23 protein-coding genes and 1 pseudogene are annotated in these 26,462 nt (G+C 42.7%); 5 read left to right on the forward strand and 19 right to left on the reverse strand.

The window, feature by feature from the left end:
* Positions 1 to 32: 32 nt before the first annotated feature.
* The 4 genes from recO to DQQ01_RS11805 form a co-directional block, all read right to left on the reverse strand.
* Positions 33 to 776: a DNA repair protein RecO gene (recO, locus tag DQQ01_RS11790; protein WP_111920201.1), complete on the reverse strand. Its 744-nt coding sequence runs from the start codon at positions 774 to 776 to the stop codon at positions 33 to 35.
* Positions 776 to 1,681, reverse strand: a complete 906-nt coding sequence (era, locus tag DQQ01_RS11795) for a GTPase Era (protein ID WP_111920202.1) — start codon at positions 1,679 to 1,681, stop codon at positions 776 to 778. Before era ends, recO begins: the two co-directional genes overlap by 1 nt.
* A gap of 12 nt (positions 1,682 to 1,693) precedes the next feature.
* Positions 1,694 to 4,612, reverse strand: coding sequence for an insulinase family protein (locus DQQ01_RS11800; protein WP_111920926.1), 2,919 nt, complete (start codon positions 4,610 to 4,612; stop codon positions 1,694 to 1,696).
* A gap of 139 nt (positions 4,613 to 4,751) precedes the next feature.
* Positions 4,752 to 5,393 carry an orotate phosphoribosyltransferase gene (locus tag DQQ01_RS11805; RefSeq protein WP_111920927.1) on the reverse strand — a complete coding sequence of 214 codons (642 nt, stop codon included), beginning with the start codon at positions 5,391 to 5,393 and terminating at the stop codon, positions 4,752 to 4,754.
* 378 nt (positions 5,394 to 5,771) lie between these two features.
* Here DQQ01_RS11805 and DQQ01_RS11810 point away from each other — a divergent pair, with 378 nt between their 5' ends.
* Positions 5,772 to 7,076 carry a hemolysin family protein gene (locus DQQ01_RS11810; RefSeq protein ID WP_111920203.1) on the forward strand — a complete coding sequence of 435 codons (1,305 nt, stop codon included), beginning with the start codon at positions 5,772 to 5,774 and terminating at the stop codon, positions 7,074 to 7,076.
* 151 nt (positions 7,077 to 7,227) lie between these two features.
* On the opposite strand, the gene DQQ01_RS11815 is transcribed toward DQQ01_RS11810, so the two are convergent.
* The 9 genes from DQQ01_RS11815 to DQQ01_RS16640 form a co-directional block, all read right to left on the reverse strand.
* Entirely contained in the window at positions 7,228 to 8,721 is a 1,494-nt protein-coding gene (locus DQQ01_RS11815; protein ID WP_111920204.1) for an IMP dehydrogenase, read from the reverse strand.
* A 143-nt stretch (positions 8,722 to 8,864) separates the two neighbouring features.
* Positions 8,865 to 9,647, reverse strand: a complete 783-nt coding sequence (gene phnX, locus DQQ01_RS11820; protein ID WP_111920205.1) for a phosphonoacetaldehyde hydrolase — start codon at positions 9,645 to 9,647, stop codon at positions 8,865 to 8,867.
* A gap of 1 nt (position 9,648) precedes the next feature.
* Positions 9,649 to 10,740, reverse strand: a complete 1,092-nt coding sequence (locus tag DQQ01_RS11825) for a 2-aminoethylphosphonate--pyruvate transaminase (protein ID WP_111920206.1) — start codon at positions 10,738 to 10,740, stop codon at positions 9,649 to 9,651.
* 27 nt (positions 10,741 to 10,767) lie between these two features.
* Positions 10,768 to 13,428 (reverse strand): ABC transporter permease subunit, encoded by a 2,661-nt coding sequence (locus DQQ01_RS11830; RefSeq protein ID WP_111920928.1) that lies wholly within the window; start codon positions 13,426 to 13,428, stop codon positions 10,768 to 10,770.
* A 14-nt stretch (positions 13,429 to 13,442) separates the two neighbouring features.
* The gene (locus DQQ01_RS11835; RefSeq protein WP_111920929.1) at positions 13,443 to 14,222 is read right to left on the reverse strand and encodes an ABC transporter ATP-binding protein; all 780 of its coding nucleotides are present in this window, start codon (positions 14,220 to 14,222) and stop codon (positions 13,443 to 13,445) included.
* 212 nt (positions 14,223 to 14,434) lie between these two features.
* Entirely contained in the window at positions 14,435 to 15,580 is a 1,146-nt protein-coding gene (gene glgD / locus DQQ01_RS11840; RefSeq protein WP_111920207.1) for a glucose-1-phosphate adenylyltransferase subunit GlgD, read from the reverse strand.
* Complete coding sequence (locus DQQ01_RS11845) at positions 15,574 to 16,782, reverse strand: glucose-1-phosphate adenylyltransferase (protein WP_111920208.1); 1,209 nt, start codon at positions 16,780 to 16,782, stop codon at positions 15,574 to 15,576. Before DQQ01_RS11845 ends, glgD begins: the two co-directional genes overlap by 7 nt.
* A gap of 263 nt (positions 16,783 to 17,045) precedes the next feature.
* Positions 17,046 to 18,620, reverse strand: a complete 1,575-nt coding sequence (locus tag DQQ01_RS11850; protein WP_242980356.1) for a glycoside hydrolase family 13 protein — start codon at positions 18,618 to 18,620, stop codon at positions 17,046 to 17,048.
* On the reverse strand, positions 18,535 to 18,711 hold the full coding sequence (locus DQQ01_RS16640; RefSeq protein WP_242980357.1) for an alpha-amylase family glycosyl hydrolase: 177 nt from the start codon (positions 18,709 to 18,711) through the stop codon (positions 18,535 to 18,537). Before DQQ01_RS16640 ends, DQQ01_RS11850 begins: the two co-directional genes overlap by 86 nt.
* Positions 18,712 to 18,867: 156 nt before the next feature.
* Here DQQ01_RS16640 and DQQ01_RS16645 point away from each other — a divergent pair, with 156 nt between their 5' ends.
* From DQQ01_RS16645 to DQQ01_RS11865, 4 genes are all read left to right on the forward strand, one after another.
* Positions 18,868 to 19,176, forward strand: coding sequence for a cupin domain-containing protein (locus tag DQQ01_RS16645; RefSeq protein ID WP_242980358.1), 309 nt, complete (start codon positions 18,868 to 18,870; stop codon positions 19,174 to 19,176).
* Positions 19,064 to 19,771, forward strand: a complete 708-nt coding sequence (locus DQQ01_RS11855; RefSeq protein ID WP_242980359.1) for a helix-turn-helix transcriptional regulator — start codon at positions 19,064 to 19,066, stop codon at positions 19,769 to 19,771. The genes DQQ01_RS16645 and DQQ01_RS11855 overlap by 113 nt, the downstream gene beginning before the upstream one ends.
* A 101-nt stretch (positions 19,772 to 19,872) precedes the next feature.
* Positions 19,873 to 20,619 (forward strand): SDR family NAD(P)-dependent oxidoreductase, encoded by a 747-nt coding sequence (locus DQQ01_RS11860; RefSeq protein ID WP_111920209.1) that lies wholly within the window; start codon positions 19,873 to 19,875, stop codon positions 20,617 to 20,619.
* A gap of 19 nt (positions 20,620 to 20,638) precedes the next feature.
* Positions 20,639 to 21,046, forward strand: a complete 408-nt coding sequence (locus DQQ01_RS11865; RefSeq protein ID WP_111920210.1) for a rhodanese-like domain-containing protein — start codon at positions 20,639 to 20,641, stop codon at positions 21,044 to 21,046.
* Positions 21,047 to 21,105: 59 nt separating this feature from the next.
* Here DQQ01_RS11865 and DQQ01_RS11870 read toward each other — a convergent pair whose 3' ends face one another.
* From DQQ01_RS11870 to pcrA, 6 genes and pseudogenes are all read right to left on the reverse strand, one after another.
* A complete protein-coding gene (locus DQQ01_RS11870) occupies positions 21,106 to 21,279 on the reverse strand; it encodes a TnpV protein (RefSeq protein ID WP_162624307.1) in 174 nt (57 codons plus the stop codon).
* A gap of 71 nt (positions 21,280 to 21,350) precedes the next feature.
* Entirely contained in the window at positions 21,351 to 22,130 is a 780-nt protein-coding gene (dinD, locus tag DQQ01_RS11875) for a DNA damage-inducible protein D (protein ID WP_111920212.1), read from the reverse strand.
* A gap of 15 nt (positions 22,131 to 22,145) precedes the next feature.
* Complete coding sequence (locus tag DQQ01_RS16650; RefSeq protein WP_242980360.1) at positions 22,146 to 22,313, reverse strand: RNA methyltransferase; 168 nt, start codon at positions 22,311 to 22,313, stop codon at positions 22,146 to 22,148.
* A 25-nt stretch (positions 22,314 to 22,338) separates the two neighbouring features.
* Positions 22,339 to 23,814 carry a 23S rRNA (uracil(1939)-C(5))-methyltransferase RlmD gene (gene rlmD / locus DQQ01_RS11880; RefSeq protein ID WP_242980361.1) on the reverse strand — a complete coding sequence of 492 codons (1,476 nt, stop codon included), beginning with the start codon at positions 23,812 to 23,814 and terminating at the stop codon, positions 22,339 to 22,341.
* Positions 23,815 to 23,892: 78 nt separating this feature from the next.
* Positions 23,893 to 24,119 (reverse strand): annotated as a pseudogene (locus tag DQQ01_RS11885) (hypothetical protein).
* Positions 24,120 to 24,250: 131 nt separating this feature from the next.
* Entirely contained in the window at positions 24,251 to 26,461 is a 2,211-nt protein-coding gene (pcrA, locus tag DQQ01_RS11890) for a DNA helicase PcrA (RefSeq protein ID WP_111920213.1), read from the reverse strand.
* Position 26,462 lies beyond the last annotated feature (1 nt).

Genomic DNA, 26,462 nt, shown 5'->3' on the forward strand with positions numbered 1-26,462 from the left:
TTTTTATAAATCCATATCTGATGCTGCAATCCTCACATCATCATTCTTAATATTTCCAGACTTTTAAACTCCTTATCTATGTAGCGCTTCCGATAGGCTCGCATCACTCTTCCAACTTCTTCCAGAATTTCCTTATTTACAGTAAAGGAATACAGATTCTCCAACTTGGCTGCAATGATAAACTGCAGAGTATACAGTGCCGACACGCTGATATGTATCAACCCCTTCTCCAGCCTTCCACATTCTTCGCAGAAAACACCTGACTGCTCTGCAGAAAACCAGCAAATCTGCTCTGCAGTGCCGCAGGAACTACAGGTAAACACAGAGGGATACTCTCCGTTTATAGTCATTGCCTTCAATTCAAAAACGTACCGTATCAGCTCATTGTCCATTTGCTGTCTTATAAGAGCCTTTAAGGTCACATACAAAAGATTCAACATCTGGGTTTCATCTGTATTTTCGCTGGAATAATACTCTGCCAGCTCCAGAAAATAAAACCCATAGTAAACCCCTGGCTGTATGGACGCCAGCTCTGAAAAATATTCTGTCACAGAAGCGGAACGCATCTGATAAGCGGTTCTGCCCTCGTACAAAAAGAAGGAGCCAAAGACAAAGGGATTTGACACTGCCAAAAGAGGACTGTTCTGTCTTCTTGCCCCCTTGGCAAACACGGTGATTTTTCCCCGTTCCCTGGTGAGAAGCACCAACCTTTTATCATACTCTCCCACCGCCATGGCAGACAGCACCATGCCGGTTACTGTAATGAAATCACTCATCAGATTTCCTTCTTATCATATCCGAAGTTTTTAATCAGGTAATCGCTATCTCTCCAGTCCTTCTTTACCTTTACCCAGAGTTTCAGATTCACCTTCATATCCAGCATTTTTTCAATTTCAAATCTGGCAGCGCTTCCGATTTTTTTCAGCATAACGCCCTGCTTTCCTATGATAATTCCCTTATGGGAATCCCTTTCGCAGATAATGGTGGCGTCAATATCCACCAGATTTCCCTGGGGGCGTTCTTTCATTCTGTCAATAGTTACCGCAATCCCGTGGGGAATTTCCTCGTCCAGAGTCCGCAGCGCTTTTTCCCGAATCATCTCTGCCACAATCTGCCTCTGAGGCTGGTCTGTCACCGTATCCTCGTCATAAAACTGAGGCCCGTAAGGCAGGTACTTGAAGATACACTCTAAAAGTGTGTCCAGATTCTGGGAACGAAGGGCTGATACCGGCACAATTTCCGCAAAATCACAGATATTTCTGTATGCATCAATAAAGCCTGCCACCTCGCTCTTTTTCACAGTGTCCACCTTGTTGATAACCAGAATCACCGGAAGCTTGCAAAGTCTTAACTGATCTGCAATATGGCGTTCACCTGCGCCAATAAAATTCGTTGGCTCCACCAGCCACAAAATCACATCTGCATCTTTAAAAGTTCGCTGGGCAACATTGACCATGTATTCGCCCAGCTTGTTTTTCGCCTTGTGAATCCCCGGTGTGTCCAAAAATACCACCTGTCCCCGCTCATCTGTGTACACGGTCTGGATTTTATTTCTGGTTGTCTGGGGCTTTCTGGACGTAATGGCAATTTTTTGTCCGATTAAGTGATTCATCAGCGTGGACTTTCCCACGTTGGGTCTGCCGATAATAGCGGCAAACCCTGACTTAAACTCTGTGTTCATATACTCTCCTTTTTACAATAAATGTCTGACCTCGCCAAACACCTTTTTCTCCTGTTCGAGTTTCTCCTCGCTGCCAATGACACAAATGCGGTTCTGTTCCATCATGGCGTCCACAATTCCTGCCAGGCTGCGGATATCCTCCGGCTGCGCCTCTAAAATTTCCCTGCGCTCTTTCTGCAAATCCTCCTCCGTAATGTTGGAAAACCATGCGTTTAGGGACATGCTTCCCTTTGCAGAAGGTGTCAGCGGCGTATCGGTTTCGCTTATGGTTCCGATAATATATTTTGTCATTTCTCTTTCATCAGCCTCAAAGGAACGAATGAAATCTCCTGTCTTTTTAAATACCTCCAAAGTTTTTGTAAGATTCGGGTCACGGTAGGATACCAGGAACCCATCTCCGTTTCGTCTAAAGGAACTCATGCACCCGTAAGCGCCGCCCTTGACACGGATATTCATCCAGAGATATTCATAGCTTAACATCACCTTTAAAATCCGCAGAGCGCCGGTATAGGTGTATCCTGCCTCCTTAAAGTTTCCTGCTGCTGCTACATACTGCACCTGTCCTGATGTCTTAAAACCCTCATTTCGCACCGTAAATTTCGGCTTTTCTTCTCCCATTTCCACTGCACAGGTATACAGCTTTTCTTTCAGCTTCTCTACTTGTTTTTCCAGCTCTTCATATCCTTTGTCATCTGCGGTGTAGCTGACCACCAGATTCTCCGGTCTGAACACATAGAGCATAAGCTCCTTTAAGCTGGAAATAAGTTCTTCTTTTCTCTCCTGGAATTTTTTCTCTATTTCATCTATGAATTTGTAAAATTCAATTCCCGCTATTTTTTCCTGGAAATTAGAATTTTCCGAGAAATAAGAAAGGGCTCTCATCACGGCTGTGCTGTGACCGGCTGCTGCCAGGCTCATCTGCAGTCTGGATTTCATCTTTGCCAGAATTTCATACAACCTCTTTTCATCATCAAAGCAGGACGTCCCGATAATCTCTTTAATCATACCAAATACAAAAGGAATATCCTGATACAAAGCCTTTGCCCTTACCCCCATAACATGAATTGTCCGGCTGTTGTCCTGTGCATCGCCGAATACCTGTATGCCAAAAGTAATGCCCCCACTTCTTGCATTGATTTCATTAAAAAGCTCTCCGTATTTATAATGCGCGGTATCCACATATCCCAGAACAGATTTCAAAATTCCCAGATACGGAATCAAATGTTCAGGCACCTGCTTTAAGTCAAAGAGCAAATCCAGATAGCCAATGCCGTTTGTATACAGATTGTGGTGAAGCACCAGGGTATCTCCCACTTTCTTTTCTGTATTATAAAGCTTTGCCGCCTCTTTTCCGATATCACTTCTCTTTAAAAGAGGAATGGTGCGAAGAGCTTCCTCTGTTTCAGGCTCGTCCTGGTATGCCTTCAAATGTCTGGTATCTTCCACAAGCCTCTGAATTTCCTCCTGGCTTAAGGACGCCTTATAAGCAGCCAGTTTTTCCTCCAGTTCTCTGTCTTCCTGAACTGCCAGCCCTCTTTTGGGATTGACCACTACAATGGAAGCATGTGTGTTTGTGAGCAGATATTTTTCAATCAATTCTTCAAAATATCCGGTATTTGCTTTTTCCTTTAATTTTTCAAACACAGCAAGGCGCATCACATGGTCAAAAGGCTTGCTGTCATCATACAGCCAACTGTCAAACACATCAATGCCGTACATCAGTCCCTTGGGGAAAGAAGAAAAATCAGCCTCTCTGAAACGGAATTCCATGTAATTGATGCCTGCTGCAATGGCTTTCTGATCCACGCCATTTTCTGCGATTTCCTTTAATGTAGTCTGAATCAGAGAAACGAATTTTTCTTTATCCTGAGGATTGGCATTTTTTGCCACAATGGAAAAGAAGGGCTGATAGATACCGTCCTCATAGGATCCCATAATATCCTTGCCGATTCCTGCATCTAAAAGTGCCTGCTTTAAGGGCGCTCCCGGGGCGCTTAAAAGGGTGTAATCCAGCACCTCAAAGGCAGTGCAGGTTTCCACGTCCAGACTATCTCCCACTACCACATTATATGAAAGATAAGAATTTTCCTCCTCTGGTTCACTCTCTGTAATGGAATATTCCATTTCCAGCTCCCGCACCTTTTCAAAGGGCTTCTGCAGTGGAATCTCTGAAGGTACCGGGATTTTGTCATACTGACTTAAATATTCTTTATCCAGCCAGTTCAAACGCTCTTCCATATCCATATCACCATAGAGATAAATATAGCTGTTTGCAGGGTGATAATATCTGCTGTGGAAGGACAGGAAATCCGAATATTTCAATTCCGGAATATGCTTCGGGTCACCTCCGGATTCCACACCGTATGGAGTATCCGGAAACAGGGAATTAAAAATTTCCCTCTCCAGAACATCTTCCGGGGAAGAAAACGCGCCTTTCATTTCATTGTAAACCACACCGTTTAGCTTAAGGGGACCGTCTTCTTCCTCCAGCTCATAATGCCAGCCCTCCTGACGGAAAATTTCTTCCTTTTCATAAATGTTTGGGAAAAACACTGCGTCCAGATACACATGCATTAAATTTTTAAAATCCTGCTCATTGCAGCTTGCCACCGGATACATGGTTTTATCCGGATACGTCATGGCATTTAAAAAGGTATTTAAAGAACCTTTCACCAGCTCTACAAAAGGATCCTTTAAGGGATATTTTTGGGAGCCGCACAACACGCTGTGTTCCAAAATGTGCGCTACACCTGTACTGTCTGCAGGCGGAGTGCGGAAAGCAATATTAAATACTTTATTGTCATCGTCGTTTTCCAGAAGCATAACTCTTGCACCGCTTTTTTTATGCTTCAGAAGATAGCCTTTTGAATGAATATCAGGAATATCCTGTGTTAATACCAGCTCGTAAGCCGGAACCTGCTCAATTCTCATTGTCTTTCCTCCATATTCTTTTCTGTCTTCATATATAGGATATAGTATAGCACAGTTTCCACTTTCTTGATAGGGGATTTTCCACAGGAAAAAGACAGCGGTATGCCGCTGCCTTTTTCGGCTCTGAACTTTCCGTTCCCTATAATTTTGAATACCCGTATCCATTTACAATGGCGTCAATTTTCTCCTTTCTCTGGCACATGGGACATTTTTCTGCAGGATAGGATTCATAATTCGGAATGTCCTGTTTGCTGAAGACTGCATTAATATCAATTCCTGCTACTTTATTTACAGCGCTGAAAATTGCGGAAACACCCTGTATCTTGCCGCCATAGTACAACACGGTTTCTATACACTGCTGCAGGGTGGCACCCGTGGTAATAGAACCCATTAAAATCACGGTATTCCGGTTCCGTACCATGTTCTGGATATTATCTCTGAGAATCATCTGTCCATTTGCATTAAATTCCGGAGTTACAATGTAAATGGTCTTATGTGCATTCATGGAAAGCACACCTGCTTTTGCCAGTTCCTCTGCCAGAAATGCCCCCACTACCTCCAGCCCGTCCAGACAGATAATACTGTCTACCGGTGTGGTTGTTTCATACCTTACAGACAGCAGTCTGGCAATTCTGGCAGCCTCTGCACATCTGGTTTTCATAGTAGTCATTTCCAGATAATGGGTGATGTGGGACTGGGAAGTAACAAAATGCCCCGGCATAACCTTTAACTGAATCTTTTCGTCCCCTTTTGCATACACCTTAAACATTCTTGCTTCCATATCCATAAAAAATCCCTCCTTACTGCAAATTTTCTGATAATTCAATTATACCACTGTCGTTATACAAAAGAAACAAAAAGTTCTCTTTTATTTTATATTTTCTTTCTTGACTGCGTAAAAACAATGTGGTATTTTATTGCTTAATCAAAACAAACGAAAGGAAGTGAAGACACAGCATGGACGATGGTCCCGGGCATTCCCCTGAAAAGAATACAAACATCACTCTTCCATGTGATATTATGAATAGATAACGGAGCTGCTGCACAGCCTGAAGGAATCTGCGTTTTTCATTCTTTCTTCTGTGGAGCCGCTCCTTTTTGTATTTTTTATCACGTTTTTTATCAGATTTTAAAATTTTTTAATTTTCGGAGGAAGGTTATGATTGGTTCAATTTTTTTATTAGTAATATTGATTTTATTAAACGCAGTCTTTGCCAGTGCAGAAATTGCCGTGCTTTCCATGAACGAGGCAAAATTAAAGCTGCTCACAGAACAGGGCAATAAAAAAGCGATAAAACTCACAAAACTCACCCGACAGCCTGCGCGCTTTCTGGCAACTATTCAGGTGGCAATCACCCTTGCAGGCTTCTTAAGCAGTGCTTTTGCCGCTGACTATTTTGCAGAACCTCTGGTGAGCATGCTTTTACAGGCAGGAATTCCCGTTCCTGTGAAGGTGTTAAACTCTCTGTCCGTCATTGTTATTACCATTCTGTTATCTTATTTCAGTCTGGTCTTCGGCGAACTGGTTCCCAAACGGATTGCCATGAAAAAGGCAGAAAGCCTGGCGCTTTCCCTTGCAGGAATTTTATATACCGTTTCCAGGGTCACTGCCCCTTTGGTTTCTCTTTTAACCGTGTCCACCAACGGCGTTTTAAAGCTTTTGGGCATCAACCCGGAGGCAACAGAGGAACAGGTTACAGAAGAAGAAATCCGCATGATGCTCTCTGAAGGTAGCCAGCAGGGAACTATTGCAAAAGATGAAACAGAAATCATTCAGAATGTCTTTGATTTTGATGATACCAGTGCAGAGCAGATTTGCACCCACAGAATTGACGTGCTTTCTTTAAATTACGAAGACAGCTTAAATACCTGGGAAGAACTTATTTTTAACAGCAGACATACCTATTATCCTGTCTATGGAAAAAATACAGATAACATTGTAGGGATTCTGAACACCAGAGATTATTTTCGAACCAGCATAAAAACAAAAGAATCTATTTTAAAAAATGCTCTGGAAACCCCCTGGTTTGTGCCGGAAAACCGAAAAGCCAACGTGCTGTTTCAGGAAATGAAAAAGAGCAGACACTATTTTGCTGTGCTGATAGATGAATACGGCGGCATGTCCGGTATTATCACGCTGCATGATTTAATGGAAGCTCTTGTAGGAGATTTGTACGAGGAAGAAGACGACCTGCAGCGCCCTGAAATTCTGAAGACAGATGAAAACACCTGGAACATTCTTGGCAGCGCAAGCCTTGACGATGTGGCAAAAGCCCTGGATATCAAACTGCCTGTGGAGCGCTATGACACATATAACGGCTATGTCTGTGATATTATCGGACGCATACCCGCTTCCGGTGAAAACTTTGCCTGTGAAGCAGACGGACTTATGATACAGGTACATACAATTGTAAACCACTGCATTGGAGAAAGCACGGTGCAGGTAATACAGAAAGAACTGTAACCATGACAATGCTTCTCTTATTGACCTGTTGTATCTGTGGCAGACAAAAACCTTGCTGAAAGGAAAGTCTTTTATAAAAAATCTGCAAAAGACTGATGTATGTCTTTTCATCATCAGTCTTTTGCAGGAGCCAATAGGCAATACGTTTCTTTTATCTCTTATCCCGCAGCAGAACGTCATGCGCTCCGCCTTCTACAATACTGGTGGCAGATACCAGTGTGATTTTGGCTTTTTCCTGCAGCTGTGGTATCGTAAGAGCGCCACAGTTGCACATGGTGGAGCGCACCTTGCTGAGGGTCAGTCCCACATTATCCTTCAGACTGCCTGCATACGGTACCAGAGAATCCACCCCTTCTTCAAAGGACAGCTTTTTATCTCCGCCCATGTCATATCTCTGCCAGTTTCTGGCTCTGGCGCTTCCCTCGCCCCAGTATTCTTTCATATAGCTTCCGTTGACATTGACCTTCTTTGTAGGACTTTCGTCAAATCTGGCAAAATATCTTCCCAGCATAATAAAATCTGCACCCATGGCAAGCGCAAGGGTGATGTGATAATCATGAACAATGCCTCCGTCTGAACAAATAGGCACATAAATACCGGTTTCCCTATAATATGCATCTCTTGCTCTTGCCACATCAATGAGCGCAGTTGCCTGTCCTCTTCCGATTCCCTTCTGCTCACGGGTAATGCAGATTGCGCCGCCGCCGATTCCCACCTTTACAAAATCAGCCCCTGCCTCTGCCAGAAAGCGGAATCCCTCTCCGTCTACTACATTTCCTGCACCTACTTTTACCTTATCCCCATAATTTTCCCGGATATAATCAATGGTGAGCTTCTGCCATTCTGAAAATCCCTCTGAGCTGTCAATGCAAAGAGCATCTGCCCCGGCTTCTAAAAGTGCCGGCACTCTTTCCCGGTAATCTCTGGTATTGATTCCCGCACCTACCATATATCGTTTGGAATCATCAATCAACTCATTTTCATTTTTCTTATGGGTATCATAATCCTTTCTGAATACCAGATATACTAATTCCTGGTTTTTATTCACCAGAGGCAGACAGTTGATTTTATGTTCCCAGATAATGTCATTGGCCTCTTTCAAGGTGGTTTCTTCTCCTGCATAAACCAAATTCTCCAACTTTGTCATAAAATCTGCTACCTTTGTATCCGGTTCCATTCGGCTGATGCGATAATCCTTATTGGTTACAATACCCAACAGCTTTCCGTTTGCCTTGCCATTTTCGGTAACTGCTACGGTGGAATGCCCTGTTCTTTCCGTAATATCCAATACGTCCTGCAACGTCATTTCAGGAGATACATTAGAATCGCTTACTACAAAGCCTGCACGATAGCGTTTTACCTTCCGAATCATCTCTGCCTGACTTTCTATGGGCTGAGAACCATAAATAAAAGACATGCCTCCTTCCTGCGCCAGGGCAATGGCAAGATTATCATCTGATACAGACTGCATAATAGCAGACACCATGGGAATGTTAATAGACAATGCCGATTCTTCGCCTTTTTTGAATTTCACCAGAGGGGTTTTCAGGCTCACCTTTGAGGGAATACACTCTGAAGAAGAGTATCCGGGCACCAACAGATACTCGCTAAAGGTTCTCGATGGTTCTTCATAATAAAATGCCATAATTTTTCCTCCTTGTCTTCTCGCTGTGAATTTTCTTTATTTTACCACAACATGCACAAAAAAAGAAACAGCAAAAAGATATTTTCTACATTTCTCCCGAAAATATCTTTTCCTGTTTCTCTTTTCTGTTTTTCTGAAATTCTCTATTTACTCAGGTCTTCAATAAGTTTTGGCAGTGCTTCCATATTACGTATTATATAATCTGCTCCTGCTGCCTGAAAGATTTCTTCTGTCCGTCTGCACTGTGCGTCCCGTTCTTCTTCTGTAAGGGCTTCATATTCCGCCTGTGTCAGTCCCATTTCTGAACTTCCTTCCACAACGCCTACAGAAATCACTCCTGCATGGAGTCCTTCCTTAATATCTGAAACTGTATCTCCTACCTTTACCACAGAAGCTACAGAGCTGCATTTTAATACCTCCATGTTTTTGAACACCATAAATGGGTAAGGACGTCCGGCATTTCCTACGGAATCCGGGCTGAACCAGGCGTCCGGTTCATATCCTGCTTCCTTTGCCTCTCTTGTGACAATTTCCATCATCTTATCTGTGTATCCTGTGGTGGATCCAATTTTCACTCCCATGCCGCGAAGCTTCTGAACTGCCTCCAGCACATAGGGCTTTGGTTCTGCAAACTGATCCAGAATGCCAAGAAGCTTGTCTTCAAAAAGATTATAAAGACTGTCAATATCTTCTTCTGTCACCTCATGTCCGTATTTTTCCAGCCAGAGCTTATGAATTCTGTCCATGTAGAGCATGGTTTTAATGTGATCTCTTTTCAGCATTCCCATAGGCTTTCTCACTTCCTCCATGGTGGGTTCAATGCCGAAATGCTTAAATACCTCCACAAAAGCCTGTACCGGTGCAAAACATCCAAAGTCCACGGTAGTTCCCGCCCAGTCAAAAATTACTGCCTCTATCTTTCCCATATTATCTTCCCTCCAGAAATTCTTTCATAATGCTGCAGACCTTTTCAATATCCTCTTCATAAATTTCCCCGATATTTCCAATACGGAAAGTATCTGCTTCTGTCACCTTGCCCGGATAGATGGCATAGCCTCTGTCCTTAATATACTTGTACATATCCTGAAATGCAAAAGCATGATTTTCCGGATACAAGAAGGTAGTGATAATCGGTCCCTGGTGCTCCTGATCTATATAAGTGCGGATTCCCATCTCTTTCATACGCTGAATCAGAAGACGGTTGTTGTCATAGTATCTCTTGCTTCTTGCAGGAATTCCTCCCTCCTCCAGCATTTCGTCCAGAGCCTTGGAAAAAGCCAGAACAACGTGGGTCGGAGAAGTAAATCTCCATTTTCCGTCTTTATTCATGGTTTTCCACTGGTCGTATAAATCCAGAGAAAGACTTCTTGCCTTGCCTTCACTTTCTATCAGCTTCTGTTTGTTGGCAATGATAAAAGAGAAGCCCGGTACGCCCTGAATACATTTGTTAGCGCTGCTTACCAGAAAATCAATGCCCCAGTCCTTTACCGGAATATCCACACCACCGAAGCTGCTCATGGCATCTACAATAAAAGTACGTCCTTTTGCTTTTACAACCTTTCCCACTGCCTCAATGTCATTTAAAATACCGGAAGTGGTTTCGCTGTGTACCATGGAAACATGGGTAATGGCGGGATCTTTTTCCAGAATCTCTGCGATTTTTTCAGCACTTGGAATCTGATTATAAACTTCATGATAAATGGCATAGGAAAGATGAGCATGCTTGGCAATATCCTCCATACGCTCTCCGTAAGCACCGTTTGCCACAATGAGCAGCTTATCCTGTTCCCCAATCACACTGGTAAGCACTGCCTCTACACCAAAGGTTCCGCTTCCCTGCATCAGCACAACCGTATAATCCTCCTCGGTTACATGTGCCAGCTCTAAAAGCTGCTTTCTGATTTTCAGTGTAATCGCTTTATAGTCATCGTCCCAGGTACAGTGGTCAAACATCATTTCTTTTCTTACAGTTTCTGTTGTAGTTAATGGTCCTGGTGTTAATAATTTGTAGTTTTTCATGGTATATGTTTCTCCTTTTTCTATCTTTTATTTACATCTTTCCGACAATTTCTGGTGTTCTTCCAGTAAATCCACGGTTAGAGGTTCCGGAAATACCTTTGGATAAGCAGATTCCTTTTCCGCAGCCTTCGCCTCTCCCTTATACACGGGAAGAGGATAGGTTTTCTGCAGTTCTTCTCTTCCTTTTTCAATCATACACTGCGCCATTTCCATGGCAATTTCCTTTCTCGGCGTATCTCTGTCTAACACTGCCACAGATTCTGTGAGGGAAAAGTTGCCCTCCACAGGATCTACATAATCTACCGGCAGCCCAGCTTCCTTATCTGCCACTGCCTGATGGCGCAGCCCAAAGCCTACTGCAACTTCTCCTGCCCGCACCTTTTTCAGAGGACCGGATCCAGAATCTTCTATATGTGGACCTGCATTTTCATATATCTTTGCAAGTACGTCCTCTGCTCCCACTTCTCCATAAGCATCAACCAGCGCCTGAATCAAAAGCCAGGCTGTGGAGGAAGAGGACAGGTCTGTTACAGAAACCATATCTCTGTAAACCGGGTCAGCCAAATCCTTTAAAGATTCTGGCATGGGCAGTCCCGCCTCCTTTAAAACTTTTGTATTTACCAGAATTGCCCCTTCCTGGGCAGTTATGGGCTGGCACCAGGGAGAACTTTCAGAAAGCGTCTGTTTTCCAAAGTCCAGGTCTGCAAACATGGCATTTGCTTCCTGGGCACTGTCAATGTAAAAAGTGCTCATGGTAATCATGTCTGCTTCCAGATTTTTCCCCTCTGCCAAAAGCTTCCCTCCAAGCTCAGAGGTTCCAAAAGACTGAAGAATGTATTTCCCCTGATATCCGTTTTCGTCCAGGGTTTTCTTCATGGCAGTAATGGCCTCATCATCAGCATTGGAATAGATAACCACCAAATCACTGTTTCTGCCTCCGCTTATCAGGGAAATACCGGAAACCACCAGCACTGCTGCAAGAACTGCTGCCAAAGCTCTTCTTGCAAGCCGCACGGTTTTTTTCTGCATCAGGGCTTCTCTGCTCTTATTGGTCTTCTCTTTTTCTGCTCCCCGCTCCCGTTTTGCCAGATGCTGAAACACCAGCTTACAGAGCAGATTGGTAAGAAGAAGCAAAATGGAAAGCACAAAGATTTCATTATATTTGTTGTAATACTGCAATTGCTTAATTTTGGTAGTAATCACCATAGTTCTGGCACCTGCCAGGAAAATAACAGCACTGATGGTTACCATGGCATTGATAAAGTAATAACTGAACACCTCAATAATCGTGGAAAGGGCATTTGGCGTTACAATCCGTATAATGGTTTTCAGCCAGTTATCCCCCATAAGCATTGCCGTGGTTTCCCAGGACGCATTCATCTTTGCCAGAGATTCCTTCATCATCAGATACGGGGTAGAGAAAAAGTGAATCACATTACACAGCACAAGAATAGCAAAGGTATTCTGCAGCCTTGTGCCTGAAAAAGCAAAGAGAAAAGCCAGACCCAGCACCATACCCGGAATGGTATTGGTTACCAGCGCAATGCCCTCAATAATATTTTTCAGTATTTTCGGTACCTTACTTCTGGCTGTTACCAAAGCGCTTCCATAAGCGGTAAGGGTTCCAAACACTGCCGTAAAAAAGGCAGTATACAGGGAATTAATATACACATTGGAAAGCTCTGCATCTGCAAACACACTCTTTACATTTTCCAGAGTAAAACCCAGCTCATAGGGCCACTGCTTTACAAAAGGCACCACAAAAATCACAAGAAAAATCATCAGAATTCCCAGGCAGGCAAGACTGCCCAGACCGCCGCAGATAAAGTCCCTTACCCGGTTCTTTTTCATTTCTATATGAGAAATTTTATTGTATCGCACATTGTATTTTTCCAGGTAATGCAAAAGGGCAATACTCACAATCGAAGGCACCAGCATCACCATGGCAACCACGGCGCCATTGTTAAAGTTCGGTACACTTCCCAGCATTCTGTCATAAAGCACACCGGCAAGCACCTCAAACTTTCCTCCTACAGCCGCCGGAATACCAAAATCCGTAAAGCTTAAGAAAAAGGACTGTACAAAAGACGCTGCCAGTGTCCCCAAAAGAGGCCGGATAATGGTAATCCAGAAAGTGGAAAAGGGATTATCCCCCATAACTCTGGAAACTACCATAAATTTCTTATCTATGTAAGACATGGCATTGTACAGAAGCATAAAGGACACTGGAAGGGTATAGATTACATACCCCAGAAGCAATCCCTTTATTCCGTAAATCTGAAAAAGCTGTTTTCCGAAAAGTTTTGTCAAAAGCCCTTCTTTTCCGAAAGAATATAAAATTGCGAATCCATAAGTAATGGTTGGCAGAAGCATGGGGAGAAGCGCCACTGCCCGAAGAATCTTTTTCACCATTCCCGGCACGTTTGTATAATGAATGGTATAGGTAAGCAAAAAAGCAATCCCTGTTGTGCAGACTGCTGCCAAGGAGGATACCAGAAAGCTGTTTCCAAGAGCTGTCACAAACCCCTTAGAACCAAAAACCTCCCGGTAAAATGCAGTGGTAAATCCAGTATCCCCCAGAAAAGATTTCCCTAAAAGGCGGATAACCGGAAGCACTAAAAAGGCTGCAAAAAGCAGCACTACTGCTGCAAATATAAGCTTAATCTCTCTGTCTTTTGTTTTTTTCATGCTTTTTTCCTGACCTAACATGCAATACTTGCCTGACTGGCAGCCATTTCCTGATATCCAAACAGGCTGTAGATATTTCTTCTCTTAATTTCCAACTGATTCAAAATAAACTGGCGGATAAAATCTCCCTGGGGGTTGTGTACAATCTCGTCCGGAGTTCCGAACTGGGCAATGCCCCCTTTATTTAAAATCAGAACCTTATCCGAAAGCGTGAGCGCCTCCTCAGGATCATGGGTAACAATAATGGTAGTAAGCTGATATTCTCTTGCAATCTTTTTAATTCTGTCTTTAATAGATTCCTTAATCACACCATCCAGAGCGCTTAACGGCTCATCTAAAAGAAGAATTTTCGGTTTCATCACCATGGTTCTTGCCAGAGCCACTCTCTGTTTCTGTCCGCCGGAAAGCTGCTCAATTTTCTTTGTGAGATGCTCCCGAAGCCCCAGAAGATCGATCAATTCTTCCACCTCCTGTCTGGTGGAAATATCCGGTTTATTGCGAAGTCCGTAAGTAATATTGCTGTATACATTGAGATTTGGAAACAGGGCATAATCCTGGAATACAATGTTAAACCCTCTTTTTTCCATAGGTACTTTTGTAATATCTTCTCCGTTAAACAAAAGCTTTCCGCTATCCGGGTCTGTAATACCCAGAATCATATTTAAAAGTGTGGTTTTTCCACAGCCGGAGGGACCCAAAATCGAAACAATCTCTCCTTTTTCAATACTCAGATTCATATCCTTTAAAATAGTTACACCATCGTAAGATTTCTTAATATTTACTAATTCTAACATACTCTGTTTTCCTTTCCGCATCTGTCCGCTGATTTTCAAACAGTGTTATTATAAAACTCTTTTTTTTCGGTAACTATCAAGGTATGGTCAAAGTTCTGTTAAAAAAGCGTAAAAAAAGACACCTGTGCCAAACCCGAAGCAGAAAGTCCTGCATTTCTTTCTTTTCTGTTTCCTGTCCGGCACAAATGCCTTTTTTATTTTGCTTTATTTCATTAAACAATCTGATGTTTTGCTATATATACCGGGAAGGTTTTCGCACCGCGAACCTCCTTGCCAACGGTCATTTTTACATTTTTATCGGAAATCACATATTCCGCTCTGACTCCTTCTTCTACCACTGTATCCTGCATCAGCACACAATTTTTTACAACTGCGCCTTTTTTGATTTTGACACCTCGAAACAGCACACAGTTTTCCACTTCTCCTTCAATAACACAACCATCTGCTGCCATAATATTTTTAACCTTGGAGCCATTGATATACCGTGTTGGGTTGTCATCACGAATCTTGGTATAAATAGGATTTCCCTCAAAAAGTCCGTCCAGATTTTTTTCGTCCAGCAGCTTCATATTTTCATTGAAATAGCTCTGCATATCACAAATTCGTGCTTTATATCCCTTAAATTCATAAGCCTGTACATGGATTTTATCCAGATGGGGGGCCAGAATATCACGTTCAAAATAAGAATATCCTCTTGCAAAAGCAATTTCAAAAAGCTTTAACAAAAATTCTCTTTCCATAATGTAAATATTCATGCTCAGTTTTTGCACACCAGGTTCTCTGGAGTTAATGTAAATTTTCCGAACTCTCTTATTTTCATCAACATTCAGAGTATAATACATACCCTCTGTAGCCAGTCTTGGCTTTAAGAGTCCTTCCGGAATTTCCTCATTTGCGTAAACCATGGTAATATCTGCACCATTGGAAGCATGCTCGTCCATAAGAGCTTTGAAATCAAAGTTGACCGCAATGTTTGAGTCTGACATTACCACATATTTTTCCTTCTGCCTTCTCAGATGTTCCAGCAGATTTGCCATTGCCTCTACACGGCCTGTATAAACCTTGACGCCGTTTTCTGCAAAAGGCGGCATAATATTCAGGCCACCGTTTTTACGGGTTAAATCCCATTCTCGTCCGGAGCCCAAATGATCCATAAGAGAAAGATAATTCTGACGGACTGCAATGGCTACATTGCCGATTCCTCTGTTTACCATGCTTGACAAAACAAAATCTATCATACGATAACGTCCGGCAAAAGGAATGGACGCCATCAATCTCTTTCCTACCAGTTCGGGAACCAGGGAGTCGTAAGTGTTAGGGAAAATAATTCCCAAAGCATCTGCGTTTGAATTTACCATTGTTCTTCACCGTCCTTTACATCATGTTCAACCATTGCACATGGTCCGATTTTCGCATTCTTTCCAACAGAAATACCAGGGCCTACGGTTGCCACACCGCTTTCTCCCCCTGCAGGCATGGCGCCTACTACTGCATTTTCGCCAATCACCGCTTTTTCTGCTATGATACAGTGCTTCACAACAGCTCCTGCCTGAATAATGGTTCCACCCATTACTACGGCATCTTCCACCACAGCACCCTCTTCTACACGCACACCTGCAAAGAGTACGGAATGCTTTACATGACCTTTGATACGGCAGCCGTCTGTAATCATAGAATTTTCCACAACAGCATCTGCACTGATACGGTGTCCGGTCATACCGCTGTTGCGGCTGTAAATCTTCCAGTCATCTTCAAACAGGTTGATTCCGCTGTGTTCCGGATCCAAAACCTCCATATTTGCTTCCCACAGGGACGGAATTGTTCCCACGTCTTTCCAGTAGCCGTTAAAATGATATGCATACATTTTCCGGTTATCCCGCAGTAAATTCGGAATAATATTATTTCCAAAATCATTTTCAGATTCCGGGTCAGCCTCGTCTTCTTCCAGATATTTTTTCAGAATATCCCAGTTAAAGATATAGATTCCCATGGACGCCAGGTTTGACTTCGGATTCTTGGGTTTTTCCTGGAATTCTGTAATTCTGTCGTCCTCATCTGCAACCATAAGCCCAAAACGTGACGCATCTTCCCAGGGAACTTCCATAACAGCCACGCTGAATTCTGCGCCTTTTTCTTTATGGAATCTGAGAAAATCGCTGTAATCCTGCTTACAAATCTGGTCGCCGGACAGGATAATCACGTATTGCGGATCATACCGCTCAATAAAGGACAGATTCTGATAAATTGCGTTTGCAGTTCCCTTATACCAGTCAGAACCTGATGCCTGCTGATAAGGAGGCAGAACATGTACGCCTCCGTGCAGTCTGTCCAGATCCCAGGGCTGTCCGTTTCCAATATATTCATTTAACACCAGCGGTTGATACTGGGTCAGGATACCTACTGTATCAATCCCTGAATTAATGCAGTTTGAAAGCGGAAAGTCTATAATTCTGTATTTTCCGCCAAAAGGAACTGCCGGTTTTGCCAGCTTCTTCGTCAACGCATACAGACGAGAGCCCTGACCGCCTGCCAGCAACATTGCAATCATTTCTTTTGCCATTTCTATTCCCCCTAGTTTGTATTTCGGTAGGTTTATTATATCACATTTTTACTAATAGCAACATGAAATTTTGCATTTTTTTGTTAATTTTTAGCAAATTTATCCATTTTACTGCAGTACATTTCTCTGGAAAAGTTTCGTTCTGTAACACTTTAAGCTTATACTCTCTCAATATTCTATGAAGCAAAAAAGCTGCCGTACAAAACAGCGGATACATCTACGCTTTTTGTACAGCAGCCTTTTCTCAATATTTTTTTCTGTTTCTATTTTTCAAAAAGAAGAACTCTTGCCTCATAAGGCTTCAAAACACCGTTTTTATGATATTCATAATTAGAAATCAGTTCTTTTCCGTCCTCTGCATGGTCAAATAAATCACAGAAAACTTCTCTGTCGCTGAAATTACATGCCACAACCAGCTTCTGATTTCCCAGAGTCCTGGTGTATGCATAAATCTCTTCACTGTCCTCCAAAAGACCCTCAAAAATACCGTCAATAATAATATCGTAGTTCTTTCGCAGGGCTATCAGCTTCTGATAATAATAGAAAACGCTGTTTTTATCTGCCACTGCTGCCTCTGCATTTATCTGCAAATAATTGGGATTCACCTGAATCCACGGCTCTCCTGTAGTGAACCCTGCATTTGGTTTGCTGTTCCACTGCATTGGAGTTCTGGCATTGTCACGACTAATGGCCTTTAAAGCGCTCATCATTTCTTCCGGATTCATGATACCGTTTTCAGTAAACTCTTTGTAGGTATTCAGACTTTCAATATCCCGATAATCCTCCAGCTTATTAAAATAAGCATTGGTCATACCGATTTCCTCGCCCTGATAAATATAAGGCGTTCCCTTCATCATATGCAGACAGGTTGCCAGCATTTTTGCGGAAAGTTCCCGGTACATGGGGCCATCGTTTCCGAAACGGGATACTGCTCTTGGCTGGTCATGATTATCCCAGTACAGACTGTTCCATGCCTTTCCTTCTAATTCTGTCTGCCACTTATTTAAAATACTTCTCAGACGTTTCATCTCATAACGCTTGTCTGTCCACTTCCCATGCTCTGCAGTCGGTGCATCTACATGCTCAAACTGGAAGACCATATTCAATTCTGTTCCGTCCAGATTCGCGTATTTTTTGGCTTCCTCTACTGTAACTCCCGCTGCCTCTCCCACGGTAATCAAATCAAACTTTGACAAAACCTTTTGATTCATTTCCTGCAGATATTCATGTACATGGGGTCCATTGCATACATAGGGGCTGTTATCTCCGTAAAGTCCATTATGGACAATACCGTCCGGATATGCCGGGTCTTTGGAAATCATACTGATAACGTCCATGCGGAAGCCGTCTACCCCTTTTTCACACCACCAGGTCATCATATCAAAAACTTCTTTGCGGACTTTTTCGTTTTCCCAGTTTAAATCCGGCTGTTTTTTGGAAAAGCAATGCAGGTAATACATCTCTGTTTCTTTGTCGTATTCCCATGCAGAACCTCCAAAGCATGCTCCCCAGTTATTTGGCTCTTTGCCGTCTTTTGGATCTTTCCAGATATAGTAATCTCTGTATGGATTGTCCTTTGACTTGCGGCTTTCCACAAACCAGTTATGTTCATCAGAGGTATGGTTTACAACCAAATCCATGACCAGTTTCAGACCTCTTTTATGCATCTCTTCCAGCATACGATCAAAATCTTCCATGGTTCCGAATTCTGTCATAATTGCCTGATAATCTGAAATATCATATCCGTTGTCATCATTTGGAGATTGGTATACCGGGGAGAGCCAGATAACATCTACGCCCAGCTCCTTTAAAATAATCCAGATGCTCCGTAATACCATTGATATCTCCGATTCCGTCCCCGTTGCTGTCTGCAAAACTTCTGGGATAAATCTGATAAATTACGCTTTTTTTCCACCATGCCTTATCCATATTTATTTCCTCTTTCTCTTGAATTTTTCTTTTTCTGATATTTATAGTATACGAAAATCCTTTCCCTTCTTCTTGCAATATGTTATTCTGTATTTGTACAATATTCACTTCTTATGAAGAATTCTATGGGATTTTTAAGGAGAACAAAAGACTATTATGAATAAAATTAACATTCAGGAGGAGGAACGTCATGGAACCCCCTACTTTCCTTTTCAGGCTTTTTCACAAAAAGACACCTGTGGACAATATTTTGCCCCTTATCACTGGCACGAGGAGGTAGAATTTCTCTATGTTACAGAGGGCAGACTTCTTTTACACACAGAAACAGAAACCTATCCCCTGCAGGCAGGGCATGTTTATTTTATTAATCCGGGAACGGTCCACGGCGTTTTTGGGGGACAGCCTCTGTTCTCATCACTATGCGCTGCTCTTTCCACTGGAATTTCTAAGCTTCGCCAGATATGATATCTGCCAAAATGAATTTTTAACGCCTCTGCTCTGTGGCAAACTCCGTTTTCCCTTTGGGGATAAACTCTCCCCCGCATGTACGGCAGTTATTGGGCAAAACATACAAAAAGCCGCTTTGTGCTACGGAAATGGAGATGCTCCCTGCCGCCCTCTGACTATAAAGATTGCCCTTTTGCAAATCTTAGAGGCGCTGTTTTCCAACCGGGCTTTTCTCAATGCAGAAACACCTTCCCATACTCAGGAAGAGCTTCTGCGCTATTCCCTGAAGCCTGTTTTTTCCTATATGGAGGAGCATTATATGGAAAAAATCACATTGGAACAGCTTTCCGGAATCTTACACATGAATAAAAACTATTTTTGCAAATTTTTCAAAGAAAAAGTTGGCAAAACTCCTTTTTCCTATTTGAATGAGTACCGCATAAACCAGGCGGCTGCCCTGCTTTTAAAAAGCAGCCTTCCCATCACAGAAGTTGCTTTAAATACAGGTTTTGAAAATATCAGCTACTTTATCCGGCAATTTAAACATTATCGAGGGTGTACGCCCTCTGCCTTTCGGAACCTGAAAACGCCCGGTTCTGTTCCCATTATATAGCTATATCTTCTTTTCTTTACGGAATTGTGATTTCGTCACAGAAGAAAAGAAAAAAACAGGATATACTAAGGTCATAAATTTGAAACGAAAGGCGGAACATTATGAGATTAAAAGATAAAGTAGCAATTATTACAGGGGGAAGCCGCGGTATCGGCTATGCCACCGCAGATGCATTTTTAAGAGAAGGCGCAGTGGTGATTCTTACGGCCAGCAGCTCACAGACTGCACAGAAAGCGGTTTTGCAGTTAAAAGAAAAATACCCGGATTCTACAGTAGCAGGTATCAGCCCGGATTTAAGCAATTTAAAAGAGGTAAGAGAAGAATTTAAAAGAGTGACTTCACAATATGGCTGTGTGGATATTCTGGTAAACAATGCCGGTGTTTCTGAAAGTACCTTATTTACCGATTACACTGAGGAAATGTTTGACCAGGTTATGGATTTAAACGTAAAAGGTGTTTTCAATGCCACCAAGGCAGCTTCTGAATGTATGGTTGCCAGAAAAAAAGGCGTTATCCTCACAACCTCCTCCATGGTAAGCATTTACGGACAGCCCAGCGGTATTGCTTATCCAACCTCTAAGTTTGCCGTAAACGGACTGACCGTTTCTCTGGCAAGAGAACTGGGTCCAAAGGGGATTCGTGTCAATGCCGTTGCACCGGGCATTACGGAAACAGATATGATGAAATCCGTTCCAAAGGAAGTTATTGACCCTATGATTGCTCAGATTCCACTGAGAAGACTGGGACAGCCTGAAGATATTGCCAATGCCTTTGTCTTCCTGGCATCAGACGAAGCCTCCTACATCACAGGCGTTGTGCTGAGTGTAGACGGCATGGCAAGAGTATAGGGCATAAGGAGAAAACCACATGAAAAACCTGTTATTTTTACTTTTCGGTTCCCTGTTTCTCCTCTCAGGGTGTGCATCTTCTGAAGATACCCCAAAGCAGAATTATAAACAAATTTCTCAGTCAGAGGCCGCAGAAATTCTGGAAACAGAGGAGGAATATATTCTTTTAGATGTGCGAACCCCTGAAGAATTTGCACAGGGACATATTCCGGGAGCCGTATGTATCCCAAACGAAAGTATTACAACTAAGGAAAGCCCAAAGGAACTGCCGGATAAAGACCAAAAAATCCTCGTCTACTGCAGAAGCGGCAATCGAAGCAGACAGGCTGCAGAAAAACTGGCGAAGCTTGGATACAGTCAGGTACTGGAGTTTGGGGGAATTATAGACTGGGAAGGAGAAATTGTAAGCGGGGAACAAACCGAATAGAGAAGAAGCAAAGCCACCCATACCCACAGAGGTATTGATGGCTTTTGCTATTTTTCTTGTCAGGTCAAAAGATTGTAATATCGTACTCTATGAAATTGTTTAAGATACTGTCGATGACGGTTTGCCCATACCCCGATATGCACTTCCTTCTTTTTTTTAGTTACCACACAAGGTATAAAATAATCCCCCTTCTTTTGATAAGTACCTCCCTGTTGTTCAAATAGTGCCATCATAAAAAATCCTCCTATAATTTGATTTATTATCATTTTACGAGAGGATTTTAGTTCTTACCAATGTGTGAATTTTATTCGTCCAACATCAATTTCCCATTCTTCGCTTTTGCTTTTAATCGTGCCATCTGCTCTTTTTCAATCTGTTGAATGCTCTTTTCAGGTATAGGCAAATCTTCCGGCATTGTGCCTCCGATTTTTGCAATGGCAGTACGCACTTCATGACCTACGGAATAGTGAACAGATGTGGCAGTTTTCGCATCTTCCACTTCATCTTTACGCAATTTTTCTTCTGTCTGAGAAATACGAAACAGGTTGGCAATCAACTCAGTACTTCCCATATAGCCTGCATTTTGAAAAATTGCAAATTCTTCATTCGTAATCACACCTGCTTTATGTGCAGTTTCCGCCAGCATCTGATTCCATTGTTTAATATCGCCTCGTACCACAAGCCTGCGATTATCCTCGCTAAGTTCATTGAAATGGTCTGCCACTTCCTGACGGTATGTTTGAATTGCAAAATAAGTTTGTCCCAATGCAATCACTTCTTTTCTTGGATCGCCATTCTGCACAATCAAATAACAGGCATATCTCGTCAATTCATAATCCAATACCGGCTTCGACGTTGCACCTGCATCTACGATTTTGCTGACCTCAGCAAAATCGCTGGAACTGTCATGCCCACTATTCTCACAAGCAACCATAGCACGATGAATCACTTTTTGAAAATTTCTCCACTGTGTATAATCAAGTGCCAAAGCAAGTTCCCTTGCACTCCAATACTCGGAACCGTCTTTACGCACTCGTTTAATATCTTCAAATCTCTTATATTCTTTTGCTATCAGTTTGCTCATAGACATCCTCCTCTTCTATGAAATCATCTTAAAATGCCGCAACGCTTCCTCAATCAACTTTTCTTTCTCCGGCGGACACTGTGGCTGTTTCGCATTTTCAGACTTTACCGTATTGTAATTCTCTCTTTCGATAATTCCATACTTTTGCTTTGTCTGAGCAATATACAGCGAAGACACCTTCACATCATACTTTTCCTTAATGTAATCCTTAATTTTCTGATAGGTTGCCTTTGGCCTCCGAAGCAGTCAAATCCAGTTCTGCCATATCCACGGTAATGTCGATATATGCGTCGGGAGTTTTTCTAACCAACTTGACAACCGTCTCAACATGTACGGTCTGACCAAATTGGTCTACGCAACATACTTTTTCTACTCGGTAACCTCTTCCCAGGAACATCTCCAAATCTCTCGCCAGGCTGGTAGGCTTACAGGAAATGTACACCAGCTTATCTACTCCGTAATCAATAATCTTCGGCAGCGCCTTGGGGTGAATGCCGTCCCTTGGCGGATCCAGCACAATGAAATCCGGCTTTTCTTTAATGGTATCCAGTACCTTCAGCACGTCCCCTGCAAGGAATCGACAGTTTTCAATACCATTGAGCTTTGCATTTTCTCCGGCTGCCACTACAGCCTCTTCCACGATTTCCACGCCAATGACTTCCTTTGCCACAGCAGCCAGTATCTGGGAAATGGTTCCAGTGCCGCTGTACAGGTCGAACACAGTCATATCCTTTGTATTGCCAATATATTCTCTGGCAGTTTCATAAAGCACCTCTGCCCCATAGGAATTTGGCTGGAAAAAGGAGAATGGAGTAATCTTAAACTTCAGCCCCAGAATCTCCTCATAGAAATAATCCTTTCCGTAAAGCACTCTGGTTTCATCACTTTTCACCACATCAGAAAGCGCATCATTAATAATATGAAGGAATCCCACAATTTTTCCTTCCAGCTTCAAAGACAGCAGACGCTCCTTTAATTCTGCAAAATCGGTTTCCTCCTGACTGGTTGTCACCAGATTCACCAGAATTTCTCCGGTTGTATTTCCTCTCCTTAAAAGCAGGTGACGCAAAAAGCCCATATGCTGCATTTTGTGATAATAGGAATAGCCCTTTTCCCTGCAATATTCCAGTACACAGGTCAGGATTTTTGTCATATCCTCATGCACCAGCTTGCAGTCACAGGCATTTAACACGTCATAGGTGCTGCCCTTTTTGTGCAGTCCCAGGGACAGGGGGCCATCCTTATATTCATCGCCAAAGGAAAATTCCATTTTGTTGCGGTAAGCAAACTCCTGGGGACTTCCCTTAATTCCTTCAAATACATAATCCGGATTTCCCTGCCCGTCTGTCTGTCCGCTCTGCAGCACAGCCGTATCTATCAGGCTCTTAATCTGCTCTGCCTTCATCTGAAGCTGGCTTTCATAAGACATGGTCTGATACATACAGCCTCCACAGGCAGGAAAAATACTGCATACAGGTTCTCTGCTTTCCAGAGGGGATTTTTCCAGAACTTCTAAAAGTCTTCCCTCCAGTCGTGTTCCCTTTTTCTTATTAATCTGAAACCGAATTTTCTGTCCCGGCATACCGTTTTTTACGGTTACGATTCTGTCTTCTACCTGCACTCTGCCTTTATTAGGGAAATCAACCCGCTCAATGATTCCCTCATAAACTTCACCTTTTTTCACCTTGTTCTTCCTTTCCTGATTCTTGTGGTACAGAAAAAGAAACCCCGGTTTCCCGAAGTTCCTATTTCTTTTGCATTTTTACTTTTCCTCTTCGTCCTCATCTTCAAAGTAATCATCGAAGTCATCATCAAAATCTTCTTCAAAATCTTCCAGATAGTCCGGAGTAAAGAAACGGTAAACCGCGTATGCGATTCCGGCAACGGCTGCCACTGCACCGATAATTGCCAGTACCACAATACGGTATTTTTATTCTTTTCTTCCTCTTTTTTCTGTAATGCTGTAATTAAATCTTCAATACGATTCATAATCTGCACCTTCCTCTCTTATGAAATTTCCAGAAATGTTTTCTGAAACTCTAATCCTCTAAACTCTGTGCAATTATTATACCACTGTACTCGAGATTTTACTATCCCTTCTTGAAATTTTCAAGATTTTCTCAAACTTTTTTCAATTTCGCAAAAGAAGCGAACATTTTTTTGATTCCTGCCTTATCAAAGTTTACCGTAACTTCATAGTCCCGTCCGCCTTCTGTGATATCTGTCACAACACCGACTCCGAATTTCAGATGTTTCACCGTATCCCCCACTGTATAATCCAGACCGGAAGCTTTTTTCACCTCAAACTGCTTTGGCACAAACGCCGGCTGCTTAAAAGCTTCCTTCATCTGGCGGTAAGTTTTTGGCATCGGAATGTCTTTTATCTTCTTTTCCTCAAAGCTTCTGCCCAGTTCCACCAGTTCTCTGGGAATTTCCCTGATAAATCTGGATACCTTATTATACTGCGTTTCCCCGCGAATCATACGCTGCTGAGCGCAGGTCAGTGTTAAATCTTTCATTGCTCTGGTAATTCCCACATAGCAAAGGCGGCGCTCTTCTTCTATTTCTGTTGGGTCATCTGCCGTGATGGTCATATAGCTGGGGAAAATTCCGTCCTCCATGCCTGCCAGATACACATAAGGAAATTCCAGACCCTTGGCGCTGTGAAGGGTCATCAAAAGCACCTGATTGTCATCTCCGTCCACAGAATCAATATCTGCCACCAGAGCGACTTCTTCCAGAAATCCGGAGAGGGTAGGTTCCTCATTTTCCTCTTCATAGGTCACAACCTTGGTAATCAATTCGTCAATGTTTTCTATTCTGGCTTCTGCTTCCTCTGTTCCTTCTGCCCGCAGTTCTTCCACATAGCCTGTATTTTCAATAATATCTTTCAAAAGCTCGGAAGGAGATAAATATTCCAGTTTACTTCTCAGACTCTGAATAAAATTCACAAAAGGCTGCACCTTGACAGCTGCTCTTCCCAGAGAGGAGATATTTTCTGCTTCCCTCAGCGCATCATAAAAACTGATTCCTCTTTCTGCAGCATAGTCCTGTACACGACCAAGAGTTGTGGCTCCGATTCCTCTTTTCGGTACATTGATAATTCGCCGTACTGCCAAATCATCTCTTGCATTGTCCACGGTCTTTAAATATGCCAGCAAATCCTTGATTTCCTTTCTGGCATAGAAGTTTACGCCTCCTACCAGCTTGTAAGGAATATTTGCCATAAGAAATTTTTCCTCAAACAGACGGGACTGGGCATTGGTTCTATAAAGAATAGCAAAATCCCGATATTCCCCGTCATGCTCTCGCACCTTTTTGCTGATATCTCCCACAATGTATTCTGCCTCTTCATGGGCGTTCATAAACTGGCGAAAATGCAGCTTTTCTCCCTCTTCATTTTCTGTCCAGAGAGATTTTCTCTTTCTTTCCATATTATTCTGAATCACCTGATTTGCTGCATTTAAAATATTCTGGGTGGAACGGTAATTCTGTTCCAAGCGCACCACTTTTGCATCAGGAAAGACTTTCTCAAATCCCAGAATATTCCCGATATTTGCCCCGCGGAACTTATAAATAGACTGGTCATCATCACCCACAACACAGAGATTGCGGTATTTTTCTGCCAGAAGGCTGACAAATTTAAACTGCGCGGTATTGGTATCCTGATATTCGTCCACCATAATATACTGAAAACGGTCCTGAAAATATTCCAGCACGTCCGGGCAGGAACGGAAAAGTTCTACGGTTTTCACAATCAGATCATCAAAATCCAGAGCATTATTTTTCTTCAGCTCCTTCTGATATTCCTTGTAGGCCAGAGCAATCTTCCTCTTGGAAAAATCAGACATCACATTAATTTCATATTCTTCCGGGCTTATCAACTCGTCCTTTGCAGAAGAAATCGCTGCCAGAATCGCCCGTTCCTTATACACCTTTGTATCAATATCCAGACGCTTGCAGATATCCTTCATCAGGGTCTTCTGGTCATCGGTATCGTAAATGGTAAAATTTGTGTCATAACCCAGACGGTCAATAAACCGGCGCAGCATTCTCACACAACTGGAGTGAAAGGTGGAAACCCAGATACTCTCTGATCCAAATCCCACAATTTTGTCTACACGCTCCCGCATCTCTCCTGCTGCCTTATTGGTAAAAGTAATTGCCATAATATTCCAGGGATTTACACCCTTTTCTTCTATTAAATAAGCGATTCTGTGGGTCAGCACTCTGGTCTTTCCCGAGCCTGCTCCTGCCAGAATTAACACCGGTCCTTCTGTATGAAAAACAGCTGTCTGCTGTTCCTGATTTAATGTATCGTAAATACTCATG

Origin of the sequence: Blautia argi, from assembly GCF_003287895.1 — a bacterium.
Classification (GTDB): Bacteria; Bacillota; Clostridia; order Lachnospirales; family Lachnospiraceae; genus Blautia; species Blautia argi.